Here is a 24,036-nt window from a genome sequence, read left to right on the forward strand (position 1 = left end):
CCTAGCCGGCCCGGTCTCGGGCACCTTGCCGGCCTGGCCGGCCCGGGCTTGGTTTCCTTCCGGTTCAGCCGCGCAGCGCGGCGCCGGTCTTCCGGGCCACTTCGGCGACGATCTTCGACGTCACCGCCTCGATCTCCGCATCGGTCAGGGTCTTTTCGCGCGGCTGCAACGTCACGGAGAGCGCGACCGACTTCTTGTCCGCCTCGACTCCGGGGCCCTCGTAAAGGTCGAACACGTTCACCGCGGTGATCAGCTTGCGGTCAACGCCGGCGGCGGCCTTCACCAGCTCGCCCGCCGCCACGGCGCGCGGCACCACGAAGGCGAAATCCCGCTCCACCGGCTGGAAGGCGGCGAGGTCGAGCAGCGGCTTCACCCGCGTCGCCCGCGCCTTCGGCTCGGGGATGCGGTCGAGCACGATCTCGAAGCCGACCAGCGGGCCCTCCACCTTCAGCGCCTCGATGACGGCGGGATGCAGCTCGCCGAAATGGCCGATCGCATTGGCGCCGAGCCGGAAGGTACCCGAGCGGCCGGGGTGGAACCAGCCCGGCGCGTCGGCGGAGATCTGCAGGTTCGCCACCGGCGCGTTGCAGGCGGCCAGCACCGCGAGGGCGTCCGCCTTGGCGTCGAAGGCGTCTACCGCGCCGGCCTTGCCGGACCAGTGGCGGCCGGAACCGCCGGGCTTCGCCGTGCCGCGGCGCAGCCCGGTGGCGACGATGAACTGGTCCTGCGGGCGGTCGCCCTTGAAGATCTGCCCCACCTCGAACAGCGCGGTGTCGTCCTGGCCGCGGTCGGCATTGGACTGTGCCGCGCGGGCGAGGCCCGGCAGCAGGCTGGGACGCATGTCCGAGAGGTCGGCGGCGATCGGGTTGGCCAGCGCCAGCGCCGGCTGGCCGCCGCCGAACAGCTCGGCCTGCGCCTTCGGCACGAAGGACCAGGTGACGGCCTCGACCAGCCCGCGCACGGCGAGCGCGCGCCGCGCCTTGCGCGTGCGCAGCTGCAGCGTGGTGAGAACCGGCTTGCGGGCGGTCTCGTCGCGGGGGAAGGGGAGGGAGGGCACCCGGTCGAGCCCGAGGATGCGCACCACCTCTTCCACCAGATCGGCCTTGCCCTCGATGTCGCCGCGCCAGGATGGCGGGGTGACGCGCACCGCGCCGGCCGTGCCTTCCACCGCGAAGCCGAGGCGGCCGAGCGTTTCCACCTGCTCGGCATCGGTCGCGACGAGGCCGGTGAGCTTCTCGGTGAGGCTCAGCGGGAAGTCGATGACGCGGCGGGTGTCGGGGATGGCGCCGGCCAGCACGATCCCGGACGGCTCGCCGCCGCACAGCTCGAGAATGAGCGTCGTCGCGAGTTCGAGCCCCGGCACGGTGAAGGCGGGGTCGATGCCGCGCTCGAAGCGGAAGCGGGCGTCGGAGTTCAGCCCGAGCTTGCGGCCGGTCTGGGCGATGTTGATGGGGTCCCACAGCGCGGATTCGACCAGCACGTCGGTCGTCGCCTCGTCGCAGCCGGACTCCTCGCCGCCCATGACGCCGGCCAGCGATTCCACCCCCTTGTCATCGGCGATGACGCAGATGCTGGCGTCGAGCGCATAGGTCCGGCCATCGAGGGCCAGTAGGCTCTCGCCCTCCCGCGCCCGCCGCACCACCAGATCGCCGTGGACCTTGCCGGCATCGAAGACATGCAGCGGCCGGTTGCGGTCGAAGGTGAGGAAATTGGTGACGTCCACCAGCGCGTTGATGGGGCGCAGGCCGATCGCGCGCAGCTTGGCCTGCAGCCAGTCCGGCGACGGCCCGTTCTTCACGCCGCGGATGAGGCGCAGCGCGAAGGCCGGGCAGGGCGCGCCGGCCTCGATGGTTACGCCTACCGGGCAGGGGAAGGCGCCGGCCACCGGCGCGACCGCCGGCGTCGCCACGGTGCCGAGCCCGGCGGCGGCGAGGTCGCGGGCGATGCCGGCGATGCCGAGCCCGTCCGCCCGGTTCGGCGTCACCGCGATCTCGACCACGGGGTCGCCGAGGCCGATCCATTCGGCATAGGCGGCGCCGACCGGGGCGTCCTCCGGCAGCTCGATGATGCCGTCGCTCTCCTCGGAAAGCTCCAGCTCGGCGGCCGAGCACAGCATGCCCCGGCTCTCGACGCCGCGGATGGTGCCGATGCCGAGCGTGATGTCCTTGCCGGGAATATAGGTGCCGGGCGGGGAGAACACGCTCTTCAGCCCGGTGCGGGCGTTGGGCGCGCCGCACACCACCTGCACCGGCTCGCCGGCGCCGGTGTCGACCATGCAGACGCGCAGCTTGTCGGCATTGGGATGCTGAACGGCGGAGACGACATGGGCGATCGAGAAGCCCTTCAGCTTCGCCGCCTTGTCCTCGACGCCCTCGACCTCGAAGCCGATGCGGTTCAGCGTGCCGGTCACGTCGTCCAGCGTGTAGTCGCCGGCAAGATGCTCACGCAGCCAGGAGAGGGTGAATTTCATGGTTCGGTCTCCTCTCCGGGTTCAGTTCGACAGCCCGCCGGCCAGCGTCGGGAAGTCGAGCGGGCGGAAGCCGTAATGGGAGAGCCAGCGGACATCGGCCTCGAAGAAGGCGCGCAGGTCCGGCATGCCGTATTTGAGCATGGCGATGCGGTCGATGCCCATGCCCCAGGCGAAGCCCTGATACTCGTCCGGGTCCAGCCCGCAATTCTTCAGCACGTTGGGGTGGACCATGCCGCAGCCGAGAATCTCCAGCCAGTCCGAGCCCTCGCCGAAGCGGATTTCGCCCGGGCGGGAGCGGTCGCACTGGATGTCGACCTCCATGGACGGCTCGGTGAAGGGGAAGAAGGACGGGCGGAACCGCATCTTCACATTGTCCACCTCGAAGAACGCCTTGCAGAACTCCTCGAGGATCCACTTGAGGTGGCCGAGATTGGAGCCCTTGTCGATGACGAGGCCTTCCACCTGGTGGAACATCGGGGTGTGGGTCTGGTCGCTGTCGGAGCGGTAGGTCCGGCCGGGGCAGATCACGCGGATGGGCGGCTTCTTCGTCAGCATGGTGCGCACCTGCACCGGCGAGGTGTGGGTGCGCAGCACCAGACGCGAGCCGTCCTCCCTGGTCGGGAGATAGAAGGTGTCGTGCATTTCCCGCGCGGGATGGCCTTCGGGGAAGTTCAGCGCGGTGAAATTGTGGAAGTCGTCCTCGATGTCCGGCCCTTCGGCGACGGAGAAGCCCATGTCGGCGAAGATGGCGGTCAGTTCGTCGATGACCTGGGTGATCGGGTGGACACGGCCGGCCTCCGCCGGGCTCTCCCGCACCGGCAGGGTAACGTCGACCCGCTCGGTTTCCAGACGCAGGGCGAGGGCGGCGGCCTTCAGCGCGGCGCGGCGGGCGGCGATGGCCTCGTTGAGGCGGTCGCGCAGGCCGTTGATGGCCGGGCCGGCGCTCTTGCGCTGCTCCGGCGTCATGCCGCCGAGGCTCTTCAGCAGCTCGGAGACCGAACCCTTCTTGCCGAGGGCGGCGACGCGAACCGCCTCCAGCGCGGCTTCGTCGGCGGCGTCGGTGACGGCGGCGCGCAGCTCGCCTTCGAGGGCGGCCAGATCGGGCAGCGTTTCGGCGGACATGATCGTTGTTCTCGGCTGGAAGCGGAAGGCCAATGCGGGAGCGGTCGTCGGTCGGGCGGTGCCGGCGGGCTTATAGCCGGGCGGGGGCGCCGCGCAAAGCCGCGAACGCAAAGAGCCCCGGCGCTCGCGCGCGGGGCTCTTTCGTGTCGGGTCCCGGCAGTTTCGGGAAATCAGGCCGGCTGGGCTTCCAGCGCGGCCTTCGCCTGATCGACCAGGGCCTTGAAGGCCTCGGGCTCGTGGATGGCGATATCCGAGAGCACCTTGCGGTCGACCTCGATCCCGGCCTTGCCGAGACCGTCGATAAATCGGCCATAGGTGAAGCCGAGCTCACGGGTGGCCGCGTTGATGCGCTGGATCCAGAGCGCGCGGAAGTTGCGCTTCTTCACCTTGCGGTCGCGATAGGCGTATTGCTGCGCCTTCTCCACCGCCTGCTTGGCGACGCGGATGGTATTCTTGCGGCGGCCGAAGTAACCCTTCGCGGCCTTCAGCACCTTCTTGTGCTTGGCATGCGAGGTTACGCCGCGTTTGACACGGGCCATGGGAGATCTCCTGGGCTAACTGGCGAGGCTGGCGTCAGCCGTTGGGCAGAAAGAACTTGCGAACATTCTGGGCATCACGCTCGGACATGATCGTGGTGCCGCGCTGGTCGCGGATCTGCTTGTTGGTGCGCTTGATCATGCCATGGCGCTTGTTCGCCTGGGCCATGATCACCTTGCCGGTGCCGGAGAGCTTGAAGCGCTTCTTCGCTCCGGACTTGGTCTTCATCTTGGGCATTTGGCTCTGTCTCCACGGCCGACGCTTCCCCCGGAGGGGCGTACGGCCCAATTTAGTGTGAGCGTTCGAACCGCCACGGCAGCCCTTGTAGCCGGTCGGTTCGGTAAGGCCGCTCCCTCTACAGGAGGCGGCCCGGGATTACAAGGCCCCGCGCGGGCGGGACGGTGGAGAGGTGCCGTCCGCGCGGGGCCGTGCGGACGGCGGGTGCGTGCCGGTCAGTTGCCGTTGTCGCACACCGAACCGGGAATGCGCTGGCACCCGCCGGTCTTGTCGACGCCGCGGCCGCGCACCGGCTGCTGCTTCTGTCCCTGAGGCTGGCCCTGCGGCTGGGGCTGGGGCTGCGGTTGAGACTGCGGCTGGGGTTGGGGCTGCTGCTGAGGTTGAGGCTGTGGCTGAGGCTGTGGCTGGGGTTGTGGCTGTTGCTGCGGCTGCGGCTGCGGCTGCGGCTGGCCTTGGCCTTGGGGCGGCCGGTTCTGAACCTGCCCCTGCTGAGGCTGCCCCTGCCCCTGCTGAGGCGGCCGGTTCTGCCCCTGCGGCTGGCCTTGCCCCTGCGGCTGTCCCTGCGGCGGCTGTCCCTGTGGCTGTCCCTGCCCCGGCGGGCGATTTTGCGGGGGATTTCCGCCCTGTCCGTTCCCGCCCTGCGGCGGTCTGCCGTTCTGGCCGTTCCAGCCCCCCTGTGGCGGCCGGTTGTCATAGCCGTTCCAGCCCTGAGGCGGACGGCCATTGCCGTTCCAGCCACCCTGTGAAGGCTGGTTGCCATAGCCATTGTTCCAGCCCTGGGGCGGGCGGCCATTGCCGTTCCAGCCCCCCTGCGGCGGCGGATTGCCATAGCCATTGTCCCAGCCCTGCGGCGGGCGGCCATTGCCGTTCCAGCCCCCCTGTGGCGGCGGGTTGCCATAGCCATTGTCCCAGCCGCTGGAGCGCGGGGGAGGGGCCTGGTTCCAGCCGCCCGGCGGGGGATAGCCGGGCCGGCCCCAGCGGTCCTGCGTGGTGTACCAGGGCTGCCGGCGGTAGTAGCGGCCCCAGTAGTCGTTGAAGCTGAACGCCACGATCGGCACGCCCAGCCGCGGCGCATAATCGGGAAAATCGACCGGCCGGCCCTGATAGTAGTAGCCGATATAGCTGCCCGCGACCCAGCCGCGGGAGCCGCCGAGTTCGATGTCGCACCATGAGATGTCCTCAAGGCAGCCATGGACTTCCAGCGGCGTGCCCTGCGGCAGCACCGCGACCGGGGGGTAGGCCGTGCCGGGGCCCGAGCGCAGATTGACGTTGGTGGTGACGAACCCGCTCACGGCCAGCGCGGCGCCGGTGCCAGCGAGGAGGGCCAGGGCAGCGCCAAGGCCGGCGGCGACGATTCTCATCAAGACACTCCCTGCGTGCCGAGCACGCCCCTGAAACAATACGCGAAGCACGCCCTGAACACGCCCGCCTCGCAAAGCGTTCCTTCTGCGCCGACCGCACGATTCCTCACCGTCCATGCGGCGGCTTCGTGGTGCCGCGGTGTCGGGCCTGCGCCGGAAGCGGGGAAACTCGATACCACGGCACATTGCCTGCATGTCGCGAAGCGGACAGGATGCACAGGCCATCCTCCCATTCCCTGCGCTCCTGTACCCGGAATCCCAGCCTATGCTCGGCACTCTGCTCGAAGCCCTCCTGCTCGGCCTTCTTGAAGGCCTGACGGAGTTCCTCCCGGTTTCCTCGACCGGCCACATCCTGCTCGCGGGCTATTTCCTCGGCTTCGAAAGTGCCGGCAAGACGTTCGAGGTGCTGATCCAGCTCGGCGCCATCCTCGCCATCGTCACGGTCTATTTCAGCCGGTTCTGGCAGGTTCTGGTCACGCTGCCGTCAAGCCCGCGCTCGCGCAGCTTCGTGCTGGGCATTCTCATCGCCTTCCTGCCCGCGGCGGTCATTGGCGGGCTTGCCCATGGCTTCATCAAGAGCGTGCTGTTCGAATCGCCGGCGCTGATCTGCATCATGCTGATTCTCGGCGGCATCGTGCTGCTGTGGGTGGACACGCTGTCGTTCAAGCCGCGCTATACCGACGCCATGGCCTTCCCGCCCTCGCTGGCCTTCCGAATCGGTCTGGTGCAGTGCCTCGCCATGGTGCCGGGCGTGTCGCGCTCCGGCTCCACCATCGTGGGCGGGCTGCTGATGGGGGCGAGCAAGCCGGCGGCGGCGGAGTTCTCCTTCTTCCTCGCCCTGCCGACCATGGCGGGCGCCTTCACCTACGATCTCTACAAGAACCGCAGCCTGCTGACCCTCGACGACGGCCTCATCATCGGGGTCGGCTTCGTGGCGGCCTTCATCACCGCGGTCATCGTGGTCAAGGGGCTGATCGCCTTCGTCTCCCGGCACGGGCTGACCCCGTTCGGCTGGTGGCGCATCCTGGTGGGCGGCGTCGGCCTCATCGCGCTGGCGCTGGTCGGCTGAGCCGCCGCCACCTTCCGCCAACAAAAAGGGGAGGCGCGAGCCTCCCCTGTCTTCCCGTTCCGATGGCGCTGCCGCGGCGCCTGCGCGCGGCGGAAACTCAGGCTTCCTCGGCGCGGCTGAACTGGCCGGCCTTGCGGTAGCGCCAGAGATAGCCCGGCAGCACCGCGCCGAGCGTCGCCGCCTGAAGGCCGAGGCCCTCCAGCGTCCGGCCCTCGGCCTTGGCCGCCTCGGAGACGACGTTGTCGCGGGCGAGCAGCTTCACCTGGTCGCGGGTCAGCAGCGGGTTGGGCAGCAGTTCCAGCAGGCGGGCCTGCAGGTCCGCGATCCCGAAGGGCAGCGGCACCAGCGGGCGCTTGCGCCCGATCTGCGCCAGCATCGTCTCCATCAGCTCGCGGAAGCTGCGCACCTCCGGGCCGCCCAGCTCATAGACCGTGCCGGGCCGGGCTTCCTCGTCCACCGCCTTGAGGATGGCGGCGGCGACATCGCCGACGAAGACCGGCTGGAACCGGGTGTGTCCGCCGCCGATCAGCGGCAGCGCCGGCATCAGCCGGGAGAGGGCGGCGAAGCGGTTGAAGAAATCGTCTTCCGGCCCGAACACGATGGAGGGGCGGAACACCACGGCGTCCGGCCGGGCCTCGAACACCGCGGCCTCGCCCGCCGCCTTGGTGCGGGCATAGGCGGAACCGGACTGCGCGTCGGCGCCGATCGCGGAGAGGTGGATCAGCCGGGCGCCGGTCTCGCGGGCCGCCCGCGCTACCTGCCGCGCGCCGAAATCCTGAACCGCCTCGAAGCTCTGCCGGCCGCTCTCATGCAGGATGCCCACAAGGTTGATCACCACCTCGGCGCCCTCGGCCGCCCGCAACACCGAGGCGGGGTAGCGCAGATTGGCCTGCACCGGGGCGATCTGCCCGACCATGCCGAGCGGCTGGAGGTGGCCGGCGAGATCGGGCCGCCGCACCGCGACGCGCACCCGCCAGCCCTGCCGGGCCAGCGCCCGCACCACATGGCGGCCGATGAAGCCGGAGCCGCCATACACCGTGACGAGCCGCGACATCGGCGCCGACCGCGCGAGCAGCTCCGCCTCGCTGGGCAACGGCATGTCGTCAGACTTCACAGGCTCTGCCATCGCGTTCTCCCGGCGCTTTTCCTAAGCTGGAACGACGATTAGCGCGCCCGCGCGCGAGCGTCCAGCGTCCCGGCCGGCCGGGACGCGCTTCTGGCGCAAATGCCGGCGGGTCGCCACGCCGCGAACGGCCGCCAGCGATGCCCCTCGCGGGCCGTGAAATGTGACGGCCATGTGGATCGGTGCGAAGAATTCCATCAGCCTCGTTGACAAGGTGGAGTGCGCCCGACTATGTCTCGCCCCGCTCGCCCGACGAGCACGTGCCCAGGTGGCGGAATTGGTAGACGCGCTGGTTTCAGGTACCAGTGGGTAACACCGTGGAGGTTCGAGTCCTCTCCTGGGCACCATCTGATCCTTTTACCAAGGTCAGGTACTTCCTAGAAGCGTTGAAAATGCTGGATTCCCCGAGCCAAGAGGTTCCGGGAAGCTCCAGTTTTTTCCGTTGGAAGCCAGCACAGTTGGGGGTATTTTTGGGGGTATCGCAGAAAAATCCCATCTGATCCCGCCCCCCCATGGCGCTTGCCGAACTAGCCGTCCGCACCGCCAAACCCACCACGAAGCCCTACAAGCTCGCTGACGGTGGTGACCTCTACCTCCTGGTGAATCCGACCGGCTCGCGCCTCTGGCGTTTGAAATATCGTGTCGGAGGGAGCGAGAAGCTCCTCGCCATCGGCCCCTATCCCGATGTGACACTCGCCAAGGCCCGCGGGCGGCGCACGGAGGCGCGGCGTCAGCTTGCCGATGGCCTCGACCCGTCCGCCCTGAAGAAGGAAGCGCGGCAGAAGGCCAAGGCCGCTGTCACAAACACTTTCCGCGCCATCGCCGAAGAGCTTCTAACCAAGCTGGAACGAAGGTGTTGCTGCCGCCACGCGGCACAAGCGCGGTGGCTCTGAGCACCATCTACGCCTACATGCGCGAGGGCCGCTTTCCCGAGCCCATCGCCCTTTCTGACCGCTGCGTGGCGTGGATCGAGAGCGAAATTGACGCCTGGATTGCCGAGCGCATCGCCGGCCGCCGGAGCGCCTGAGTGGATGCCGGCGCGGATGAAACGGCCGCAGCGACGGCTTCCCGTGCAGCGGGTGAAGCAGGCCGCCACCTGCGACGTCGCGGAATTGGCCAAGCGCCTCGGCACCCATCGCAACACGGTGAGGCGGTGGCTGAGCCCCTGAGCGCGGCGACGCACACCGCGACGCTCACCGCCGTCAAAGAGTTCTTCCTCTGGCTGGCGTGGCGCCCCGGCTTCATGTCCAAGCTGCACATCACGGATATCGACTATCTCAACCCGTCGCGCAAAGACGCGGCGAAGGCCAAGGCCGCGAAGCTCCGGGATTATCCGAGCCTCGAACAGATTCGCGCCGCCCTTGCCGCCATGCCGGAGGAAACGCCCATTGAGCGGCGCAACCGCGCCCTCCTCGCCTTCGCCATTCTCCCCGGGATGCGCGACCGCGCCATGGCGTCACTGTCCCTGCGCGACCTCGACCTCGCCAAGTCACCGCCGCTGGTGCGGCAGGAGCCGAACCGTGTGGAAACCAAGTTCGCCAAGGCCATCGCCACCTACTTCCTCCCGCTCGGCGATGACCTTGCCGCCATCGTCACCGACTGGGCGCGCAAGCTGCGCGAGGTGCATCTTTTCGGCCCCACCGATCCGCTGTTTCCCCGCACGTGCATCGGACAGGGGGCGGACCTCGCCTTCACGCCACACGGCATCGAGCGGGCGCATTGGAGCGACGCCTCGCCGATCCGCGCCATCTTCCGGCAGGCCTTCACCCGCGCCGGCCTGCCCTATTTCCCGCCGCACTCCTTTCGCCACACGCTTGGCCACCTCGCGCAGACCATGTGCCGCACGCCGGCAACTGCGCGCCTGGAGCCAGAATCTCGGCCACGAGAACATCGCCACCACCACCCTCACGAGCTACGGCAAGATCGACCCGCACCGGCAGGGCGAGGTTATCGGCGCGATGGCGTTTCCCTATGCCAGAGATGATGACGTGGCGCTTATCGAGATCAGCGCCATTCTCGCCCGGAGGCGGCTCCATGCGCCGGGCTGACCGGCACGGGTGCAACAAACACCGTCCGGGACAGCGACAACCGCGTTGCGGGCCGGCGTTGGAACGGCTTACCTTGGAAAACCTTTCCGGCCGGACGCCCAATGTCATTGATCGAGCCTTTCATTTCCCGCTGGAGCGCCCGTGAGGGAGGGCAGGAGCGGGCGAACTATGCGTTGTTCCTGTCGGAGCTTTGCGCGGTTATCGGCGTTCCTCCGCCGGAACCGGCCGGGCACGCCACCGAGCTGAACGCCTATGTGTTCGAGCGGGCGGTGACCTTCCGCGAGCCGGACGGGTCCACCGCGAAAGGCCGCATTGATCTCTACAAGCGCGGCTGTTTCGTGCTTGAGGCCAAGCAGAGCCGGCAGGGCGCGGGGCCGAAGGCCGCCGGCACGGCGGCGGGCGCGCCGCAGCAGGGCCTGTTCGCCCCGAACGAGCTGCCGCAGGGGCGGCGCGAGAGCCGGCGCTGGGACGTGCTCATGATGAACGCCCGCCGTCAGGCGGAAGACTATGCCAAAGCCCTGCCGCCTGCCGAGGGATGGCCGCCCTTCCTCATCGTCTGCGACGTGGGCCACTGTCTGGAGCTGTATGCGGACTTCTCCGGGCAGGGGAAGAACTATGCCCAGTTCCCGGATCGGCAAGGTTTCCGCATCTTCCTCACCGATCTGCGCTCGGAGGAGGTGCGCGAGCGCCTTCGTCTGATCTGGACCGATCCGCACAGCCTTGATCCCACCAGGCGCGCCGCCAAGGTCACGCGCGACATTGCCGAGCGCCTCGCCCGCGTGTCGAAATTCCTTGAGGAGCAGCGCGGGGCTGACAACGCACCGCGTCACCGGCGCGAGGCCATCGCCGCTTTCCTCATGCGCTGCCTCTTCACCATGTTCGCGGAGGATGTGGAGCTTATTCCGAAAGAGAGCTTCAAGGGCGTGCTGGAGCGGTGCCGGGCCAAGCCCGACCTGTTTCCCGCGCTGGTGGGGCAGCTCTGGGAGGCGATGGACAAGGGCGAGTTCGCCTATGCCATCGAGGCCAAGGTGAAGAAGTTCAACGGCTACCTCTTCAAAGACCGCACCGTGCTGCCGCTGCCGCGTGACGAAATCGGCGAGCTGTATGAGGCGGCGCGGGCGAATTGGCGTGAGGTGGAGCCGGCCATTTTCGGCACGCTGCTGGAGCAGGCGCTGGACCCGGTGGAGCGGCGCAAGCTCGGGGCACATTACACCCCGCGCGCCTATGTCGAACGTCTCGTCATCGCCACGCTGATCGAGCCGCTGCGTGAGGAATGGGACCATGTGCGCGCCACCGCCGAGCGCCTGAGCGCGGCCGGCAACCCCGCCGGCGCCTTGGACGAGGTCTCGAAGTTCCACGCCCGGCTGTGCGCGGTGCGGGTGCTGGACCCCGCCTGCGGCACCGGCAACTTCCTTTATGTCGCGCTGGAGCTGATGAAGCGGCTTGAGGGCGAGGTGCTGGAGGCGGTGGCGGACCTCGGCGGACAGGAAGCCCTCGGCCTCGACCGCCACACCATCGACCCGCACCAGTTCCTGGGGCTGGAGCTGAACCCGCACGCCGCCGCCATTGCCGAGCTGGTGGTGTGGATCGGCTTCCTGCAGTGGTTCTTCCGCACCCAGGGCGGCCAGCCCACCGAGCCCATTCTGCGCGACTTCCGCACCATCAAGGCGATGGACGCGGTGCTGATGCACGACGGCGCCGAGCCGGCGCGGGACGCGGCCGGACAGAAGGTGATGCAGACGGACGCGGAAGGGCGCCGCGTGCCGGTGCTCACCTTCCGCAACCCGCGCCTGCCGTCCTGGCCGGAGGCGGAGTACATCGTCGGCAACCCGCCCTTTATCGGCGGCAAGGACATTCGCGGCCGGCTGGGTGACGGCTACGCCAAGGCGCTGTGGGCGGCGCACCCGCACATGAACGAGAGCGCGGATTTCGTCATGTATTGGTGGGACCGCGCGGCGGACCTGCTGACCCGGCGGGGCAGCAAGCTGCGGCGCTTCGGCTTCGTCACCACCAATTCCATCACGCAGGAATTCTCCCGCCGCGTCATGACGGCGCGGATGAAGGCGAAGAAGCCCATTTCCCTGCTGATGGCGATACCGGACCACCCCTGGACCAAGGTGACGCGCGACGCGGCGGCGGTGCGCATCGCCATGACGGTCGCGGCGGCCGGCAAGCACGAGGGCGTGCTGTATGAGGTGGTGCGCGAGGAGGGGCTAAGCAGCGATACGCCGCTTGTGGAGCTCCGTGAAGCCGTTGGCCCCATCAATGCCGACCTTACGGTCGGTGCCGATGTGACAGCAGCACACCCCTTACAGGCGAACGATTTCGTATGCTCGCCGGGAATGAAGCTACACGGCGCGGGCTTTATCGTGACGCCCTCAGAAGCCGAAGCGTTGGGGCTGGGGAAGCGGCCGGGACTTGACCGCCACATTCGCGAGTACCGCAACGGCCGGGACTTAATGGCGCGTCCCCGTGAGGTCATGGCCATCGACCTGTTTGGTCTGAATGCGGACGAGGTTCGCCTGCGTTTTCCAGAGGTCTACCAACACGTTGTTGCGACAGTGAAAGAGAGCACAGGCCCAGACGGGCGCCCGAATGGGCGGGACGCGAACAATCGTGAAACGTACCGTACCAACTGGTGGGTATTTGGTGAGCCTCGCTCCGAGTTTCGACCGGCTCTGAGACACCTTTCGAGGTACATCGCGACTGTGGAGACATCCCGACACCGGGTGTTTCAGTTCCTTCCGCCTAGCATCCTTCCAGACAACAAGCTGATTTGCCTAGCGTTAGATGATGCCTATTTCTTGGCTGTATTGTTATCTCAGGCGCATGTGACGTGGGCCATGCGCGCTGGGGGCTGGCTCGGGGTCGGGAATGACTCCGTTTACGTGAAATCGAAGGTTTTCGACCCCTTCCCCTTTCCGGACGCCTCCGAGGCGCTGAAGGCCGACATCCGCGCCGTTGCCGAGGAGCTGGACGCCTTCCGCAAGGCCCGGCAGGCGGAGCATCCGCGCCTCACGCTCACCCAGATGTACAATGTGCTGGAGAAGCTCAAGGCCGGCGCGGCGCTGGACGAGGACGACCGGCGCATCCGCGACGAGGGGCTGGTGCTGATCCTGAAAGAGCTGCACGACCGGCTCGATGGCCTCGTCTTCGACGCCTATGGCTGGCCGCGCGACCTCTCGGATGAGGAGATCATCGCCCGCCTCGTCGCCCTCAACAAGGAGCGGGCGAAGGAGGAGGCGCGGGGCCTGATCCGCTGGCTGCGGCCGGACTATCAGAAGGCCCGCGCCGGCCTCGCCGTCTCCGTGCAGCCGACCGAGGCGCAGGACAGCATGATGCTGGTGGTGGACGCCGCCAAGGAGCAGAAGCCGCCATTCCCCACCGGCGAGGTGGAGCGCACCGCCGCCGTCATGGCCGCGCTGGCCAACGCTTCCGCCCCCGTGGACGCCGCCTCCATCGCTGCCGGCTTCCGGCAGGGCAAGCGCGCCGAACCGCAGGTGCAGGCAACCCTCGCCTCCCTCGTCCGCATGGGCTTCGCCAGCAGCCGCGACGGCCGCAGCTTCATGTTCCGCCGCGTCGCGTGAGGCGGTGGCGGGCGATGGATGGCACCTGAAGCGCCTCGGCACCGCCTGGCGATTAACCCGTGGGGGTAGTTCTGGGGGTATGTGATTTACATGGCGGAAAAAGATTTATCTATATCAATACACTAATCATTTCAGTCGAGTCCTCTCCCGGCACCATTCGTCCTTTATTCCAAGGACGATTCCTCGCGGAATCCCGCCGAGGGCGCCTTACCCTATGATACCGAAATGCTGAACTCCCCTGGCTCTATGTGTCGGGAGGGCCGGGCTTTTCGTGTCCGTCCGTTCCGTCATCATGACGGCGGGGCGGAAGCCTGCTATGGGCTCGGAGCCGCCGAGGCTTCCGGCGAAGCGCCGCGGTGTGGAAAGAGGAGTATGCGCGCGTGAAGTTGCTGACCGTCGCCGCCCTGGCCCTGCTCGGCCTGACCACCGCGGCCTGCGTGACCGATGAGCAGAACCGCGAGAACCTGCTGGTCGCGGCCGGCTTCCGCATCCGCCTCGCCGACACCCCGGAAAAGGTGGCGTCCATGAAGTCGCTGCCGCCGCACCAGTTCGTGGCCCAGAGCCAGAACGGCCAGCCGGTGTTCCTCTATGCCGACCCCACCGCCTGCGGCTGCATCTACTACGGCAGCCAGGACAATCTGCAGGCCTACCAGCAGATGATGTTCCAGCAGAAGCTGGCCAATGAGCAGCAGATGACGGCGATGATGAACGAGAACGCCGCCTTCGACTTCGGCCCGTGGGGACCGCCCTTCATGCCGTGACGGCGGCGCCGGGGCGGAGCGATGACGCTTTCGGGAACGGCGAAATCACCATTCTGGCGGCAAAGGGCATGGAAACCGCCGCGCGGATGTGGTGTCTGACCTTGAGGAAGGAATGGCCGGCGGCCCCTCCAGGCCGACCGCCTCTCCGAGAGCCTTTCCTGCCGGCCGACCGCCTGTCCCCGCTGCAAATCGCCTGTTCCTGAAGGTGCACCATGCGAAACCTCGTGCTCTGCGTTCCCTTTCTCCTCGCGGCCTCCGCGGCCTCCGCGCAGGATGTGCCGAACTCGCTGAACATGACCTGCGCCGCGGCGCAGACGATGGTGCGCGAGCGCGGCGAGGCGGTCATCGGCACCGGGCCGGTGGCGTATTCGCGCTATGTCTCCGACGGGAAATACTGCAGCTCGATGCAGACGGTGAAGCCGGCCTGGCTGCAGACCTCCGACCAGGCGGAATGCCCGGTGGGCTATTTCTGCGTGGAGCAGCACTCCAACCACTGACGTGGTCCCGCGGCGTGCGCACCGCCCTCGCGCGGGGGGCGGTGCGCACGCCTGAGGCGGGATCAGCAGCTCACCCGCACCTTGTTGCCGTAGCGGTCGCGGCCCCAGCATTCCTTGGGGGCGGTGAGGGCGCCGACCGCCGCGCCCGTCGCGGCGCCGATGCCCGCGCCCCAGGCGGCGCCGGTCCCGCCGCCGGCGATGCCGCCGATGACGGCGCCCGCGCCGCCGCCGATCAGGGCGCCGGTGCCCGCACGGCGCTGGGTCGTGGTGCAGCCGGCAACCGACAGGGCCAGCACTGCGATGGCCAGAATCTTCAACATGGTCCGCCTCCCGGGGGGAACTCCGTTGCCCTGCCGGGCCGGCGTCCCCTCGCGCCGTGTGCGGCAGCCCCGCCTGCGTCGCGAGGTCGGCACCAGCGTTACCAGCCCTTGCGGCATGACGCTACGTCGGCGGGGCGGGGGCGAAACGGCAAGGGATCGTCGGGGTGCTCCACGATGCGTCGGGACGTTCCGCCCGCGCGCTAGAGCCGCTTCCAGGCCGCCAGGAGAGCCAGCAGCAGCAGCGCCCCGCCGGCCGCCGCGACGGCGGTTTCGAGGCCCAGCCGCCCGAGCAGGGTCACGCCAAGGGCGGCGCCGGTGACGAACAGGGCCCAGGACAGGGCGTAGAAGGCGCAGGCCGCGGCGCTCGCCCGCCCGCGCAGCGCCAGCGCCAGCGACTGGCCGAGCGAGAACAGCGCACCGGTGACGAAGCTCTTGCCGATGTCGGCGCCGTGGACGGTCTGGTGAATGGTGTTCTGCATTCCCATCGCCCCCGCGAGGGGCAGCAGCGCGGAAAAGCCGATGCCGCCCGCCAGCAGGCCGGCCCCCAGCGCGAACAGCGCGGCCTCCGCCGCCAGCGTCGCGGTGATCCGGCGCGTGGGCAGGGCGTCGCCGAGAAGCGTGCCGAGCACCGCGCCGAGCACGAACAGGCCGATCACCGCGGCGGCGCTGGCGATCGCGTCGAGCTTCGCCTCGCCGAGGGCAAGGCCGAGCCGGGTCGAATTGCCGCTCATGAAGGAGAGATAGAGATTGCCCATGTGGGCGTAGCCGACCGCGTCGACATAGCCCGCGACCGCGGTGATCGCGCTGGCGAGAAGGGTCGGCATTGCCCCGCTCTGGAGCGGCCGTGCGGCGGGGGGCGTCTGTGGGGCCGCGGGCTCCCGCAGGGTGCGTTCTGACACGACGGGTCCTTGGCGGGCGCCGGGCTGGCGCGGGGGGCGGGGCAGCCCGGGCGGCCCTGTCCCGGCGCCGTCGTCCGCCGCGGGTTGGGCCGGCGGCGGACGTGTGGTGCAAGGTCGGCTCAGGGGCAGACGCGGTTCCAGCCGCCCCAGCCGCGGCGCCAGAAGCAGCGCGGGCCGGGCGGCGGACCCCAGCCGCGGGCATAGCCCGGGGTGACCCAGAAGCCCGGGGCATTGGGGCGCCACCAGCAGTGGAACACGCCGCAGACCCAGCGGACATTCTCGGTGGTGGCCACCGAGGGTGCCGCGGTGGCGGTGGCCGGCGTGGCGATGCCGGCCTGCGCGGTGCCGGCGGCCAGGCCGAGGCCCAGCACCAGCGCCGCCGTGAGGGAGGTGTTGCGTAAGACAGACATGTCGGTCTCCGAGCAGAGCGGGAACAGCGCGGCCCGGCGCGGTGACGCCGGACGACCGGAAGAACGTGCCGTCCGCGTGACTGGGATCCTGCCGCGCGATCAAGCTATCGTGAGTGTGTCGGGATGCCTACGCCGTCCCGCCAACATGGTTTACCCCGCATCCCGTCCCCGGCCTCATGCCGCCGGGACGATGCGGCCTGGAGAGTTCGCGATGCGGTCGAAGATCATCGGCACCACCCTTCCCGTCCTTGAGATCAGCCTCGACCCCGGCGAGCGGATCGTCGGCGTGCCGGACCAGCTGTCGTGGATGTCGGGCGACATCGAGATGACCACCAGCACGTCGGGCGGCGGCGCCGGCGGGCTATTCGGCCTGCTCAGCCGCGTCGTCTCGGGCGCCGGGCTGTTCATGACCGAGTTCCACGCCGCCCGCGGGCCGGGCAATGTCGCCTTCGCCGCGAAGCTGCCGGGCAGCATGATCGAGGTGGAGGTCGCGCCGGGGCGGGGCTATCTCACCCATCGCCACGGTTTCGTCTGCGGTACGCCGGGGATCGAGCTGTCGAGCGCCTTCCAGCAGAGCCTCGGCGCCGGCCTGTTCGGCGGCGAGGGATTCGTCCTGCAGAAGCTTGCCGGCTCCGGCACCGCCTTTATCGAGCTGGGCGGCGAGCTCGTCGCCTACACACTCGAGGCTGGGCAGGAGATTCTCGTTCATCCCGGCCATGTCGGCCTGTTCGAGGAGAGCGTCGCCTTCGAGCTGACGATGATCCGCGGCGTCCGCAACGCGCTGTTTGGTGGCGACGGCCTTTTCCTCGTCCGCCTCGGCGGTCCCGGCCGGGTGTGGCTGCAGACCCTCAGCGTGCCGGGCGTGGCCCATGCCGTGGCGCCCTACCTGCCGGCCCGGCAGGGGTGAGGGCGATGGCTCCGGTGTTGGCGCGGCGGTGCGGGGTGCGGGCGTGGCGGAGGCTGGCCACGGTGCTCGCGCTCGCCCTGCCGGTCGTGGCCCTGCCGGCGCCGGCGCCGGCCGGGGATGCGGCGCCGCCATCCGGCCCCACCCAGGGGCCGGACTATTCCGGCTATGACGGCCGCGCCTTTCTCGGCTTTCTCGGAGGTGGCGACGGCGGGCTTTCGGCGCCACCGCGCATCGGCCTCTCCTTCGGCGGGCGCCCGCTGCGCGCGGTGCTGGATTCGGGCTCGACCGGCATCGTGGTGGCGGCCCGCCTGCTGCCGGACCTCGACCGGCTGCCGGTGCAGGCTCCCGGCCGTGTCACCTATACGAGTTCGGGCCGGGTGATGCTTGGCCATTGGGTCGTCACCCCGGTGACGCTGTCCGGCGCCGATGGGGCGAGCGTGACCACGGACCCCATGCCGGTGCTGGCGGTGGAGGAGGTGCGCTGCCTCCACGCCGCGCGGGACTGCAGGCCGAGCGCCGATCCGCGCGACATCGCCATGGTCGGCGTCGGCTATGGACGCGAGAAGGACGCGCAGGCGCAGGGCACACCCGAGAAGAACCCGCTGCTGCGCCTGGCGGCGGATGGCCGCCGCTGGCGGCGGGGCTTCATCCTCACCGCCCGGGGGGTGGAAGTCGGGTTGACCGCGGCGTCGGCCCGCGGCTTCGCCTTTGCCAGGCTCGCCCGGCAGGAGGATGGCGCGGACTGGGCGGGAACGCCGGCCTGCCTGAGCGTCGATGGCCGCACGCCGCCGGCCTGCGGCACGCTGCTGGTCGACACCGGCGTGGGGGCGATGTTCCTCACCCTTCCGGCGGCGCAGGCGGGCGCGGTGCTCGACGGGGAGGGCCGACCGGTTCTGCCGGCCGGCACCGAGGTCGCGGTACGGGTGGCGCCGGCCCGGAGCGCTGCCGGCGCGCCGGCCGGTGGGAGCGGTGGTTTCGACCTGTATTCCTTCGCGGTCGGGGGGGCCTCTCCGCTCGCGCCGGAGGCCGTGCACCTGCGGGTCGCGGCGGACAGGGTGTTCGTCAACACCAGCTTCCACCTGCTGAACGGCTTCGACGTGCTGTACGACGCGGAGGGCGGCTACGCCGGATTCCGCGCGCGCGAGCCGTGAGAGCAGCGTCAGTGCAGGCCGAGCGCCACCCCGACCGCCCCGCCGCTCAGCACGAGGATGGCGGGGTTGACCTTCTTGACGAAATACACGCCGAGGAACACCGCGATGGCGATCAGCACGGTCTCGGCGCCGTCGATCGCGGTCTTCGCGATGGAGATGGCGCCGGCCGCCATGAGCCCGACCACAAGGGGCGCCAGCCCGCGCTGGAGCGAGGCGCGCCACGGCGAGCCCTCGAAATGATCCCAGACCCGCGACGCCAGCCACGAGATGAGGCTCGCCGGCAGGAAGAAGCCGAGATAGGCCAGCAGCGCGCCCATGAAGCCAGTGACGTGATAGCCGATCACCATCACCATCAGCATGTTCGGGCCCGGCACCACCTGGCCGAGGCCGTATATGTCGCGGAACTGGTCGTCGGTCAGCCAGTGGTGCTGGTCGATCACCAGCGCCTTGGTCTCGGGGATCACCGCCGCCCCGCCGCCCACCGCGAGCACGGAGAGCAGGGCGAAGACGCCGAGCACCTGCAGGTTGCTGCCGCCCTGGTCCATCACAGGCTCCCGTGGTGGGGTTCGGGCCGGTCGGGCACCGGCGGCGTGTTGGGGCGGTAGAGCAGCACGGCGATGGGCCCGACCGTGAGCAGCACCCAGATCAGCGAGACGTGCAGCACGCTCACCAGCACCACCGTCACCGCGATGATGGCGACGTCGGCGACCGTGCCGAGCTGCTTGCGTCCGATCTGCAGGGTCACCGCCGCCAGCATGCCGGTCGCCGCGGCGCCGACGCCCACCAGCGCCGCATTGACATGGGGGTTGGACGCGTTGGAGGCATAGGCGACACCCAGCGCCATCACCAGCGTCGCCCCGGGCAGGGTCATGCCGAGCAGCGCGACCAGCGCCCCGACCGGGCCGCGCAGCCGGTCGCCGACGATGACGCTCATGTTGGTGGCGTTCAGGCCCGGCAAGGCCTGGGCGATTTCCAGCGCCGAGAGGAAGCGCTCTTCGTCGAGCCAGCCCTTCTGCAGCACCAGCGTGTTGCGCAGATAGGCCACCACGCCGCCGCCGAAGCTGGTGGCGCCGATGAGGAGGAAGGTGAGGAAGATCTCCGCCAGCGTGACCTGCCCGGGCCGGGCGGCGGGCGGCGCCTCGGCCTCGCTGGCGGGGGCGCTCATTCCTGGCCGACCGTTTCGGTGCGGCCGAAGCCGTAGACCAGGGCGGTCTTGGTGGTGCCGAGCTGCACCCATTCCGGGGCCTGGTTCTGCAGTTCGATGAAGAAATGCTCGGCCCGGTGCTTGGACTTCTTGTGGAGCTCGTCGTAGCGGTCGAACTTCGCCTGGAAGGCGAATTCGCCGACCAGCGACGTCTCGGTCTTGCGGTCGCGCCACACCGCGATGGTGGCCTTCGCTTCCATGCCGTGTCCGAAGTCGAAATGGCCGACATTCACCTCGACTTCCTCGACCGCGAGGTTGTTGACCAGCGACACCGGCTGGTGGATCGCGCAGACCTGGGAAAGGGCGGGGAACACGCCCACGACCCGGTCCAGCCCCTCGTCGAGCACCAGTCCGGGGGTGAGCAGCACGCAGTTGTGCGAAAACAGCGAGCGCATGCCGCCAAGCCCGGTCCGCAGCGGCAGCAGCTCTTCCTTGAACTTGATCTCGGCCTTGCCGCTCAGATGGGGCGTGACGTCGATGGCCGCCGCGGTGGCGAGGTCCTGATGGCGGAACTTGAAGGTCAGCTCATGCGCCGGGTCCGGCCAGCCATCGGTGTAGAAGGTGCGCCGCCGCAGGATGAAGGCGTTGCGATAGAGCTGATAGTCCGGGGTGTCGTAAAACAGCACCTCGCGCACATGCCGCTTGAAGGCGTCCCTGTTGGTCACCACCCCCACGCCGAGATCGGACGCGATATGCGTGATCTTCTTCCAGTAGACCTCGAACTGATGGGGATCGAAGAACCGTTCCGCCCGAAGGAGGATCTTGTACTCAAGGTAATGAATGTCGTCCATGCGACGCCTCGGGGCCGAGCGGAGAAAGCAGCCTATAGCAAAGGCTTACGCCGAAGCCGCGGCGCGCTCAAGGGCGTTCTGGGCGCTGACGCAGCGGCGGGCGCCGGCTTTCGCGCGGGCTTGATACCGACCCGTCATCTGTGATCCAACGATGTGCGTCACTATATCCCTGGAAGGCCGCGGCGGGCGCGGTTTCCTGTCCATATTGCTGAGAAAGATTGCCCATGCCCTCGAAGCTCGACCAGCTCCGCGCCATGACCGTCGTCGTCGCCGACACCGGCGACATCGAGGCCGTCCGTCGTCTGAAGCCGCAGGACTGCACCACCAATCCGACGCTGCTGCTCAAGGCCGCGGAGATGCCGGCCTATGCCGATCTGGTGGACGAGGCGATCGGCTGGGGCCAGAAACTCGGCGGCAGCCACGAGGCGGCGGTGAAGGCGACCTGCGACCGGCTGGCGGTGAATTTCGGCGCCACCCTCGCCGGCATCGTGCCCGGCCGCGTCTCCACCGAGGTCGACGCCGACCTCTCCTTCGACACCGCCGCGACGCTGGACAAGGCCCGCCACTACATCAGGGCCTATGAGGAGCGCGGCATCGGCCGCGAGAAGATCCTCATCAAGATCGCCTCCACCTGGGAAGGCATCCAGGCCGCCGAGGTGCTGCAGCGCGAGGGCATCGACTGCAACCTCACCCTGCTGTTCGCCCTGCCGCAGGCGGTGGCCTGCGCCGATGCCGGCGCCTTCCTGATCTCGCCCTTCGTCGGCCGTATTCTCGACTGGCACGTCAAGGCGGGCGAAGGCCCGTTCGAGGCCGAGACCGACCCCGGCGTGGTGTCGGTGCGGCAGATCTACGCCTATTACAAGCGCCACGACATCTCCACCGTGGTGATGGGCGCCTCCTTCCGCAACACCGGCGAGATCGAGGCGCTGGCGGGTTGCGATCGCCTCACCATCGGTCCGGCGCTGCTCGACCAGCTTGCCGCCGACGAAGGCGAGCTGCCGCGCCGGCTCGATCCCACCGGAATCGACGGCGCGCCCGAGCGCATCGTGCTCGACGAGAAGGCCTTCCGCTTCGCCATGAACGAGGACCCGATGGCGACCGAGAAGCTCTCGGAGGGCATCCGCCAGTTCGTGCGCGACCTGCGCAGCCTGCGCGCGCTGGTCGGCAAGCGGCTGGAGGGCGCGGCCGTCGCCTGAGGACACCCGGCGCCTGCGCGCGCCGGCTCCGCCATGATCGATCCCGCGTTCGCGTTCTGGCTGGCCGCCGTGCCGGCGGCCTTCACCGTCGGCATGGGCAAGGGCGGCGTGCCGATGGTCGGCATGCTCGCCGTGCCGATCATGGCATTGGTCATGCATCCCATTGCGGCGGCGGGGATGCTGCTGCCGGTCTATGTCGTCTCGGACCTGTTCGGCGTGGTGGCGTACCGGCGTGAATTCTCCGGGCGCAACCTCGCCATTCTCGCGCCGAGCGCGGCGGTCGGCATCGCCGTGGGCTGGGCCAGCGCGGCGGTGGTGTCGGAGCCGGCGGTCATGCTGACGGTGGGCACCATTGGCCTCGCCTTCTGCCTGGTGCGGTGGCTCGGGGGCGCGGATGCCCCGGCCCGCCCGGCGGACCTGCCCCGCGGCCTGTTCTGGGGGGCCGTCACCGGCTTCACCAGCTTCGTCACCCATGCCGGCGCGCCGCCCTACCAGATGTATGTGGTGCCGCAGCGGCTGCCGAAGATGGTCTATGCCGGCACCTCCACCCTGCTGTTCGCCGCGATCAACTGGATGAAGGTGCCGCCCTACTGGGCTTTGGGCCAGCTCGGCGCCGGCAACCTGAAGACCGCGGCGCTGCTGCTGCCGGTGGCGGTGGCCGCGACCTTCCTCGGCGTGCGGGTGACCCGGGTCATCCCGGAAAAGCTGTTCTACCGGGCGGTGATGCTGGCGCTGTTCGTGCTGTCGGTGAAAATCGTGTGGGACGGCCTGTCGGCCCTGCTCTGAGCGCGGTGGTCCGGCGCGGGGGCTGCGCCGGCTTCTTCCCGTCCGGCAAAACCGGTCTTGCAGCCGCGCCATCGCCCCGCGCCGCCGCCCGGCCTATGTGTGGGTCCAGGAGGACACCATGCAACTCACCGGCATCCATCATCTCACCGCGGTCACCGCGGACGCCCGCGCCAATCACGCCTTCTACACCCGCACCCTCGGCATGCGGCTGGTCAAGAAGACGGTGAACCAGGACGACGTTTCCGCCTATCACCTGTTCTACGCCGATGCCGAGGCCTCGCCCGGCACCGACCTCACCTTCTTCGACTGGCGCGTCGGCCCCGAGCGCCGTGGCACCAATGCGGTGATCCGCACGCTGCTGCGCGTCTCCGGCCGGGAAACGCTGGACTGGTGGGCCGAGCGGCTCACCGCGCACGGCGTCGCCCATGACGGGGTCGTGGAGCGCGACGGCCGCCTCACCCTCGATTTCGAGGACCCGGAGGGCCAGCGCCTCGCTCTGGTCGACGATGGCGGGCAGGGCGAGGCTCATCCGTGGGACCGCAGCCCGGTGCCGGCGGAGCGGCAGATCCGCGGCCTCGGCCCCATCATCATGAGCGTACCCGCCCTTGAAATGACCGAGCTGGTGCTCACCCGCGTCATGGAGATGCGCAAGGTGCGGGACTACACCCTCGCCGGCTCGACGGTGCATGTGTTCGAGATGGGTGCGGGCGGCGCGGGGGCCGAGCTCCACGTCGCGGTGGAGCCGCATCTGCCGCAGGCCCGGCAGGGCGCCGGGGCGGTGCACCATGTCGCGTTCCGCACGCCGGACGAGACCGAGTACGCCGCGTGGAACGAGCGTCTGCGCCAGCTCCGGGTGCCGTCGAGCGGTCCGGTCGACCGCTTCTACTTCCGCAGCCTCTATTTCCGCGAGCCGAACGGCATCCTGTTCGAGATCGCCACCGACGGGCCGGGTTTCGCCCAGGACGAGCCGGCCGCGGCGCTGGGCGAGACGCTGGCGCTGCCGCCCTTCCTCGAGCCGCGCCGGGTGCAGATCGAGGCGGGTCTGGTGCCGCTGCCGACGGCGTGACGGCGCCCGGAGCGGCGGGAGTGCCCCGCGGTTCCGGCTCACGAACGAACATCCGGCTCACAACGAAAAGCCCCGGGGCGTCGCCGCCCCGGGGCTTTGTCGTTCATGCCGGCAGCATCAGACCGCGCTGTTGATCCAGCTGATCAGCTTGGCCTTGGGGGCCGCGCCGACCTGACGCGACGCGATCTTGCCGTCCTTGAACAGCAGGAGGGTCGGGATCGACATGATGCCGAACTTGGAAGCCGTCTCCGGGTTCTCGTCGACGTTCAGCTTCACGATCTTGACCTTGCTGGCGAGTTCGCCGGCGACCTCGTCGAGGACCGGGGCCACCATGCGGCACGGGCCGCACCACTCGGCCCAGAAATCGACCAGCACCGGCTGGGAGGAATTGATGACGTCGGCCTCGAACGAGTGATCCGACACTTTCTCGACGCTCATGGCGTGACCTTTCAGGAAACAGAACAAGTTGGATGCAACGTAAGAACCCGCCCCCG

At 69.2% G+C, this 24,036-nt stretch carries 25 protein-coding genes and 1 tRNA gene; 13 read left to right on the forward strand and 13 right to left on the reverse strand.

Annotation, left to right across the window (positions count from 1 at the left end; genetic code table 11):
- Positions 1-64: 64 nt before the first annotated feature.
- From pheT to KHC27_RS15960, 5 genes are all read right to left on the reverse strand, one after another.
- Positions 65-2,470: a phenylalanine--tRNA ligase subunit beta gene (gene pheT, locus KHC27_RS15940; RefSeq protein WP_213340377.1), complete on the reverse strand. Its 2,406-nt coding sequence runs from the start codon at positions 2,468-2,470 to the stop codon at positions 65-67.
- A 21-nt stretch (positions 2,471-2,491) separates the two neighbouring features.
- A complete protein-coding gene (pheS, locus tag KHC27_RS15945) occupies positions 2,492-3,592 on the reverse strand; it encodes a phenylalanine--tRNA ligase subunit alpha (RefSeq protein WP_246519997.1) in 1,101 nt (366 codons plus the stop codon).
- 170 nt (positions 3,593-3,762) lie between these two features.
- Positions 3,763-4,131, reverse strand: coding sequence for a 50S ribosomal protein L20 (gene rplT, locus KHC27_RS15950; protein WP_213340378.1), 369 nt, complete (start codon positions 4,129-4,131; stop codon positions 3,763-3,765).
- A 34-nt stretch (positions 4,132-4,165) separates the two neighbouring features.
- Positions 4,166-4,366: a 50S ribosomal protein L35 gene (rpmI, locus tag KHC27_RS15955; RefSeq protein ID WP_213340379.1), complete on the reverse strand. Its 201-nt coding sequence runs from the start codon at positions 4,364-4,366 to the stop codon at positions 4,166-4,168.
- 215 nt (positions 4,367-4,581) lie between these two features.
- Positions 4,582-5,727, reverse strand: coding sequence for an SH3 domain-containing protein (locus KHC27_RS15960; RefSeq protein WP_213340380.1), 1,146 nt, complete (start codon positions 5,725-5,727; stop codon positions 4,582-4,584).
- Positions 5,728-5,992: 265 nt separating this feature from the next.
- Between KHC27_RS15960 and KHC27_RS15965 the strand changes: the two genes are divergently transcribed.
- Positions 5,993-6,796, forward strand: a complete 804-nt coding sequence (locus tag KHC27_RS15965; protein ID WP_213340381.1) for an undecaprenyl-diphosphate phosphatase — start codon at positions 5,993-5,995, stop codon at positions 6,794-6,796.
- A gap of 97 nt (positions 6,797-6,893) precedes the next feature.
- Here KHC27_RS15965 and KHC27_RS15970 read toward each other — a convergent pair whose 3' ends face one another.
- Complete coding sequence (locus KHC27_RS15970) at positions 6,894-7,895, reverse strand: complex I NDUFA9 subunit family protein (protein WP_246520009.1); 1,002 nt, start codon at positions 7,893-7,895, stop codon at positions 6,894-6,896.
- Positions 7,896-8,181: 286 nt separating this feature from the next.
- Here KHC27_RS15970 and KHC27_RS15975 point away from each other — a divergent pair.
- The 7 genes from KHC27_RS15975 (at position 8,182) to KHC27_RS16005 (ending at position 14,812) form a co-directional block, all read left to right on the forward strand.
- Positions 8,182-8,266, forward strand: a tRNA-Leu gene (locus KHC27_RS15975).
- A 165-nt stretch (positions 8,267-8,431) separates the two neighbouring features.
- Positions 8,432-8,812 carry an Arm DNA-binding domain-containing protein gene (locus KHC27_RS15980; protein WP_213340383.1) on the forward strand — a complete coding sequence of 127 codons (381 nt, stop codon included), beginning with the start codon at positions 8,432-8,434 and terminating at the stop codon, positions 8,810-8,812.
- Entirely contained in the window at positions 8,803-8,946 is a 144-nt protein-coding gene (locus KHC27_RS15985; RefSeq protein ID WP_343210930.1) for a helix-turn-helix transcriptional regulator, read from the forward strand. The genes KHC27_RS15980 and KHC27_RS15985 overlap by 10 nt, the downstream gene beginning before the upstream one ends.
- A gap of 126 nt (positions 8,947-9,072) precedes the next feature.
- Positions 9,073-9,903, forward strand: coding sequence for a tyrosine-type recombinase/integrase (locus KHC27_RS15990; protein ID WP_213340384.1), 831 nt, complete (start codon positions 9,073-9,075; stop codon positions 9,901-9,903).
- Positions 9,904-10,068: 165 nt separating this feature from the next.
- Positions 10,069-13,554: a class I SAM-dependent DNA methyltransferase gene (locus KHC27_RS15995; protein ID WP_213340385.1), complete on the forward strand. Its 3,486-nt coding sequence runs from the start codon at positions 10,069-10,071 to the stop codon at positions 13,552-13,554.
- Between the two features lie 380 nt (positions 13,555-13,934).
- A complete protein-coding gene (locus KHC27_RS16000; protein ID WP_213340386.1) occupies positions 13,935-14,315 on the forward strand; it encodes a hypothetical protein in 381 nt (126 codons plus the stop codon).
- A gap of 212 nt (positions 14,316-14,527) precedes the next feature.
- Complete coding sequence (locus tag KHC27_RS16005; RefSeq protein ID WP_213340387.1) at positions 14,528-14,812, forward strand: hypothetical protein; 285 nt, start codon at positions 14,528-14,530, stop codon at positions 14,810-14,812.
- Between the two features lie 62 nt (positions 14,813-14,874).
- On the opposite strand, the gene KHC27_RS16010 is transcribed toward KHC27_RS16005, so the two are convergent.
- The 3 genes from KHC27_RS16010 to KHC27_RS16020 form a co-directional block, all read right to left on the reverse strand.
- The gene (locus KHC27_RS16010) at positions 14,875-15,132 is read right to left on the reverse strand and encodes a YMGG-like glycine zipper-containing protein (RefSeq protein WP_213340388.1); all 258 of its coding nucleotides are present in this window, start codon (positions 15,130-15,132) and stop codon (positions 14,875-14,877) included.
- A gap of 200 nt (positions 15,133-15,332) precedes the next feature.
- On the reverse strand, positions 15,333-15,956 hold the full coding sequence (locus KHC27_RS16015; RefSeq protein WP_213340389.1) for a YoaK family protein: 624 nt from the start codon (positions 15,954-15,956) through the stop codon (positions 15,333-15,335).
- A 194-nt stretch (positions 15,957-16,150) separates the two neighbouring features.
- Positions 16,151-16,441, reverse strand: coding sequence for a hypothetical protein (locus KHC27_RS16020; RefSeq protein WP_213340390.1), 291 nt, complete (start codon positions 16,439-16,441; stop codon positions 16,151-16,153).
- 211 nt (positions 16,442-16,652) lie between these two features.
- Here KHC27_RS16020 and KHC27_RS16025 point away from each other — a divergent pair, with 211 nt between their 5' ends.
- Together KHC27_RS16025 and KHC27_RS21730 are read left to right on the forward strand one after the other, a co-directional pair.
- Positions 16,653-17,348, forward strand: a complete 696-nt coding sequence (locus tag KHC27_RS16025) for a TIGR00266 family protein (RefSeq protein ID WP_213340391.1) — start codon at positions 16,653-16,655, stop codon at positions 17,346-17,348.
- A gap of 5 nt (positions 17,349-17,353) precedes the next feature.
- Positions 17,354-18,499 carry a retroviral-like aspartic protease family protein gene (locus KHC27_RS21730; protein ID WP_246519998.1) on the forward strand — a complete coding sequence of 382 codons (1,146 nt, stop codon included), beginning with the start codon at positions 17,354-17,356 and terminating at the stop codon, positions 18,497-18,499.
- An 8-nt stretch (positions 18,500-18,507) separates the two neighbouring features.
- Here KHC27_RS21730 and KHC27_RS16035 read toward each other — a convergent pair whose 3' ends face one another.
- Genes KHC27_RS16035 through KHC27_RS16045 form a run of 3 tightly spaced genes read right to left on the reverse strand, consistent with a single transcriptional unit; the run spans position 18,508 to position 20,494 of the window.
- Positions 18,508-19,044 (reverse strand): chromate transporter, encoded by a 537-nt coding sequence (locus KHC27_RS16035; protein WP_213340392.1) that lies wholly within the window; start codon positions 19,042-19,044, stop codon positions 18,508-18,510.
- Positions 19,044-19,664 (reverse strand): chromate transporter, encoded by a 621-nt coding sequence (locus tag KHC27_RS16040; protein WP_213340393.1) that lies wholly within the window; start codon positions 19,662-19,664, stop codon positions 19,044-19,046. Before KHC27_RS16040 ends, KHC27_RS16035 begins: the two co-directional genes overlap by 1 nt.
- Positions 19,661-20,494 carry a hypothetical protein gene (locus KHC27_RS16045; RefSeq protein ID WP_213340394.1) on the reverse strand — a complete coding sequence of 278 codons (834 nt, stop codon included), beginning with the start codon at positions 20,492-20,494 and terminating at the stop codon, positions 19,661-19,663. Before KHC27_RS16045 ends, KHC27_RS16040 begins: the two co-directional genes overlap by 4 nt.
- A 224-nt stretch (positions 20,495-20,718) precedes the next feature.
- Here KHC27_RS16045 and tal point away from each other — a divergent pair, with 224 nt between their 5' ends.
- The 3 genes from tal to KHC27_RS16060 all read left to right on the forward strand — a co-directional run bounded on the left by tal (position 20,719) and on the right by KHC27_RS16060 (position 23,542).
- Positions 20,719-21,690, forward strand: a complete 972-nt coding sequence (gene tal, locus KHC27_RS16050) for a transaldolase (RefSeq protein ID WP_213340395.1) — start codon at positions 20,719-20,721, stop codon at positions 21,688-21,690.
- Between the two features lie 33 nt (positions 21,691-21,723).
- Positions 21,724-22,476, forward strand: a complete 753-nt coding sequence (locus KHC27_RS16055; RefSeq protein ID WP_213340396.1) for a sulfite exporter TauE/SafE family protein — start codon at positions 21,724-21,726, stop codon at positions 22,474-22,476.
- Between the two features lie 118 nt (positions 22,477-22,594).
- Positions 22,595-23,542 carry a ring-cleaving dioxygenase gene (locus KHC27_RS16060; protein ID WP_213340397.1) on the forward strand — a complete coding sequence of 316 codons (948 nt, stop codon included), beginning with the start codon at positions 22,595-22,597 and terminating at the stop codon, positions 23,540-23,542.
- Positions 23,543-23,659: 117 nt separating this feature from the next.
- On the opposite strand, the gene trxA is transcribed toward KHC27_RS16060, so the two are convergent.
- Complete coding sequence (gene trxA, locus KHC27_RS16065) at positions 23,660-23,980, reverse strand: thioredoxin (RefSeq protein WP_213340398.1); 321 nt, start codon at positions 23,978-23,980, stop codon at positions 23,660-23,662.
- Positions 23,981-24,036: the final 56 nt, after the last annotated feature.

The organism is Ancylobacter lacus (genome assembly GCF_018390635.1).
GTDB lineage: Bacteria > Pseudomonadota > Alphaproteobacteria > Rhizobiales > Xanthobacteraceae > Ancylobacter > Ancylobacter lacus.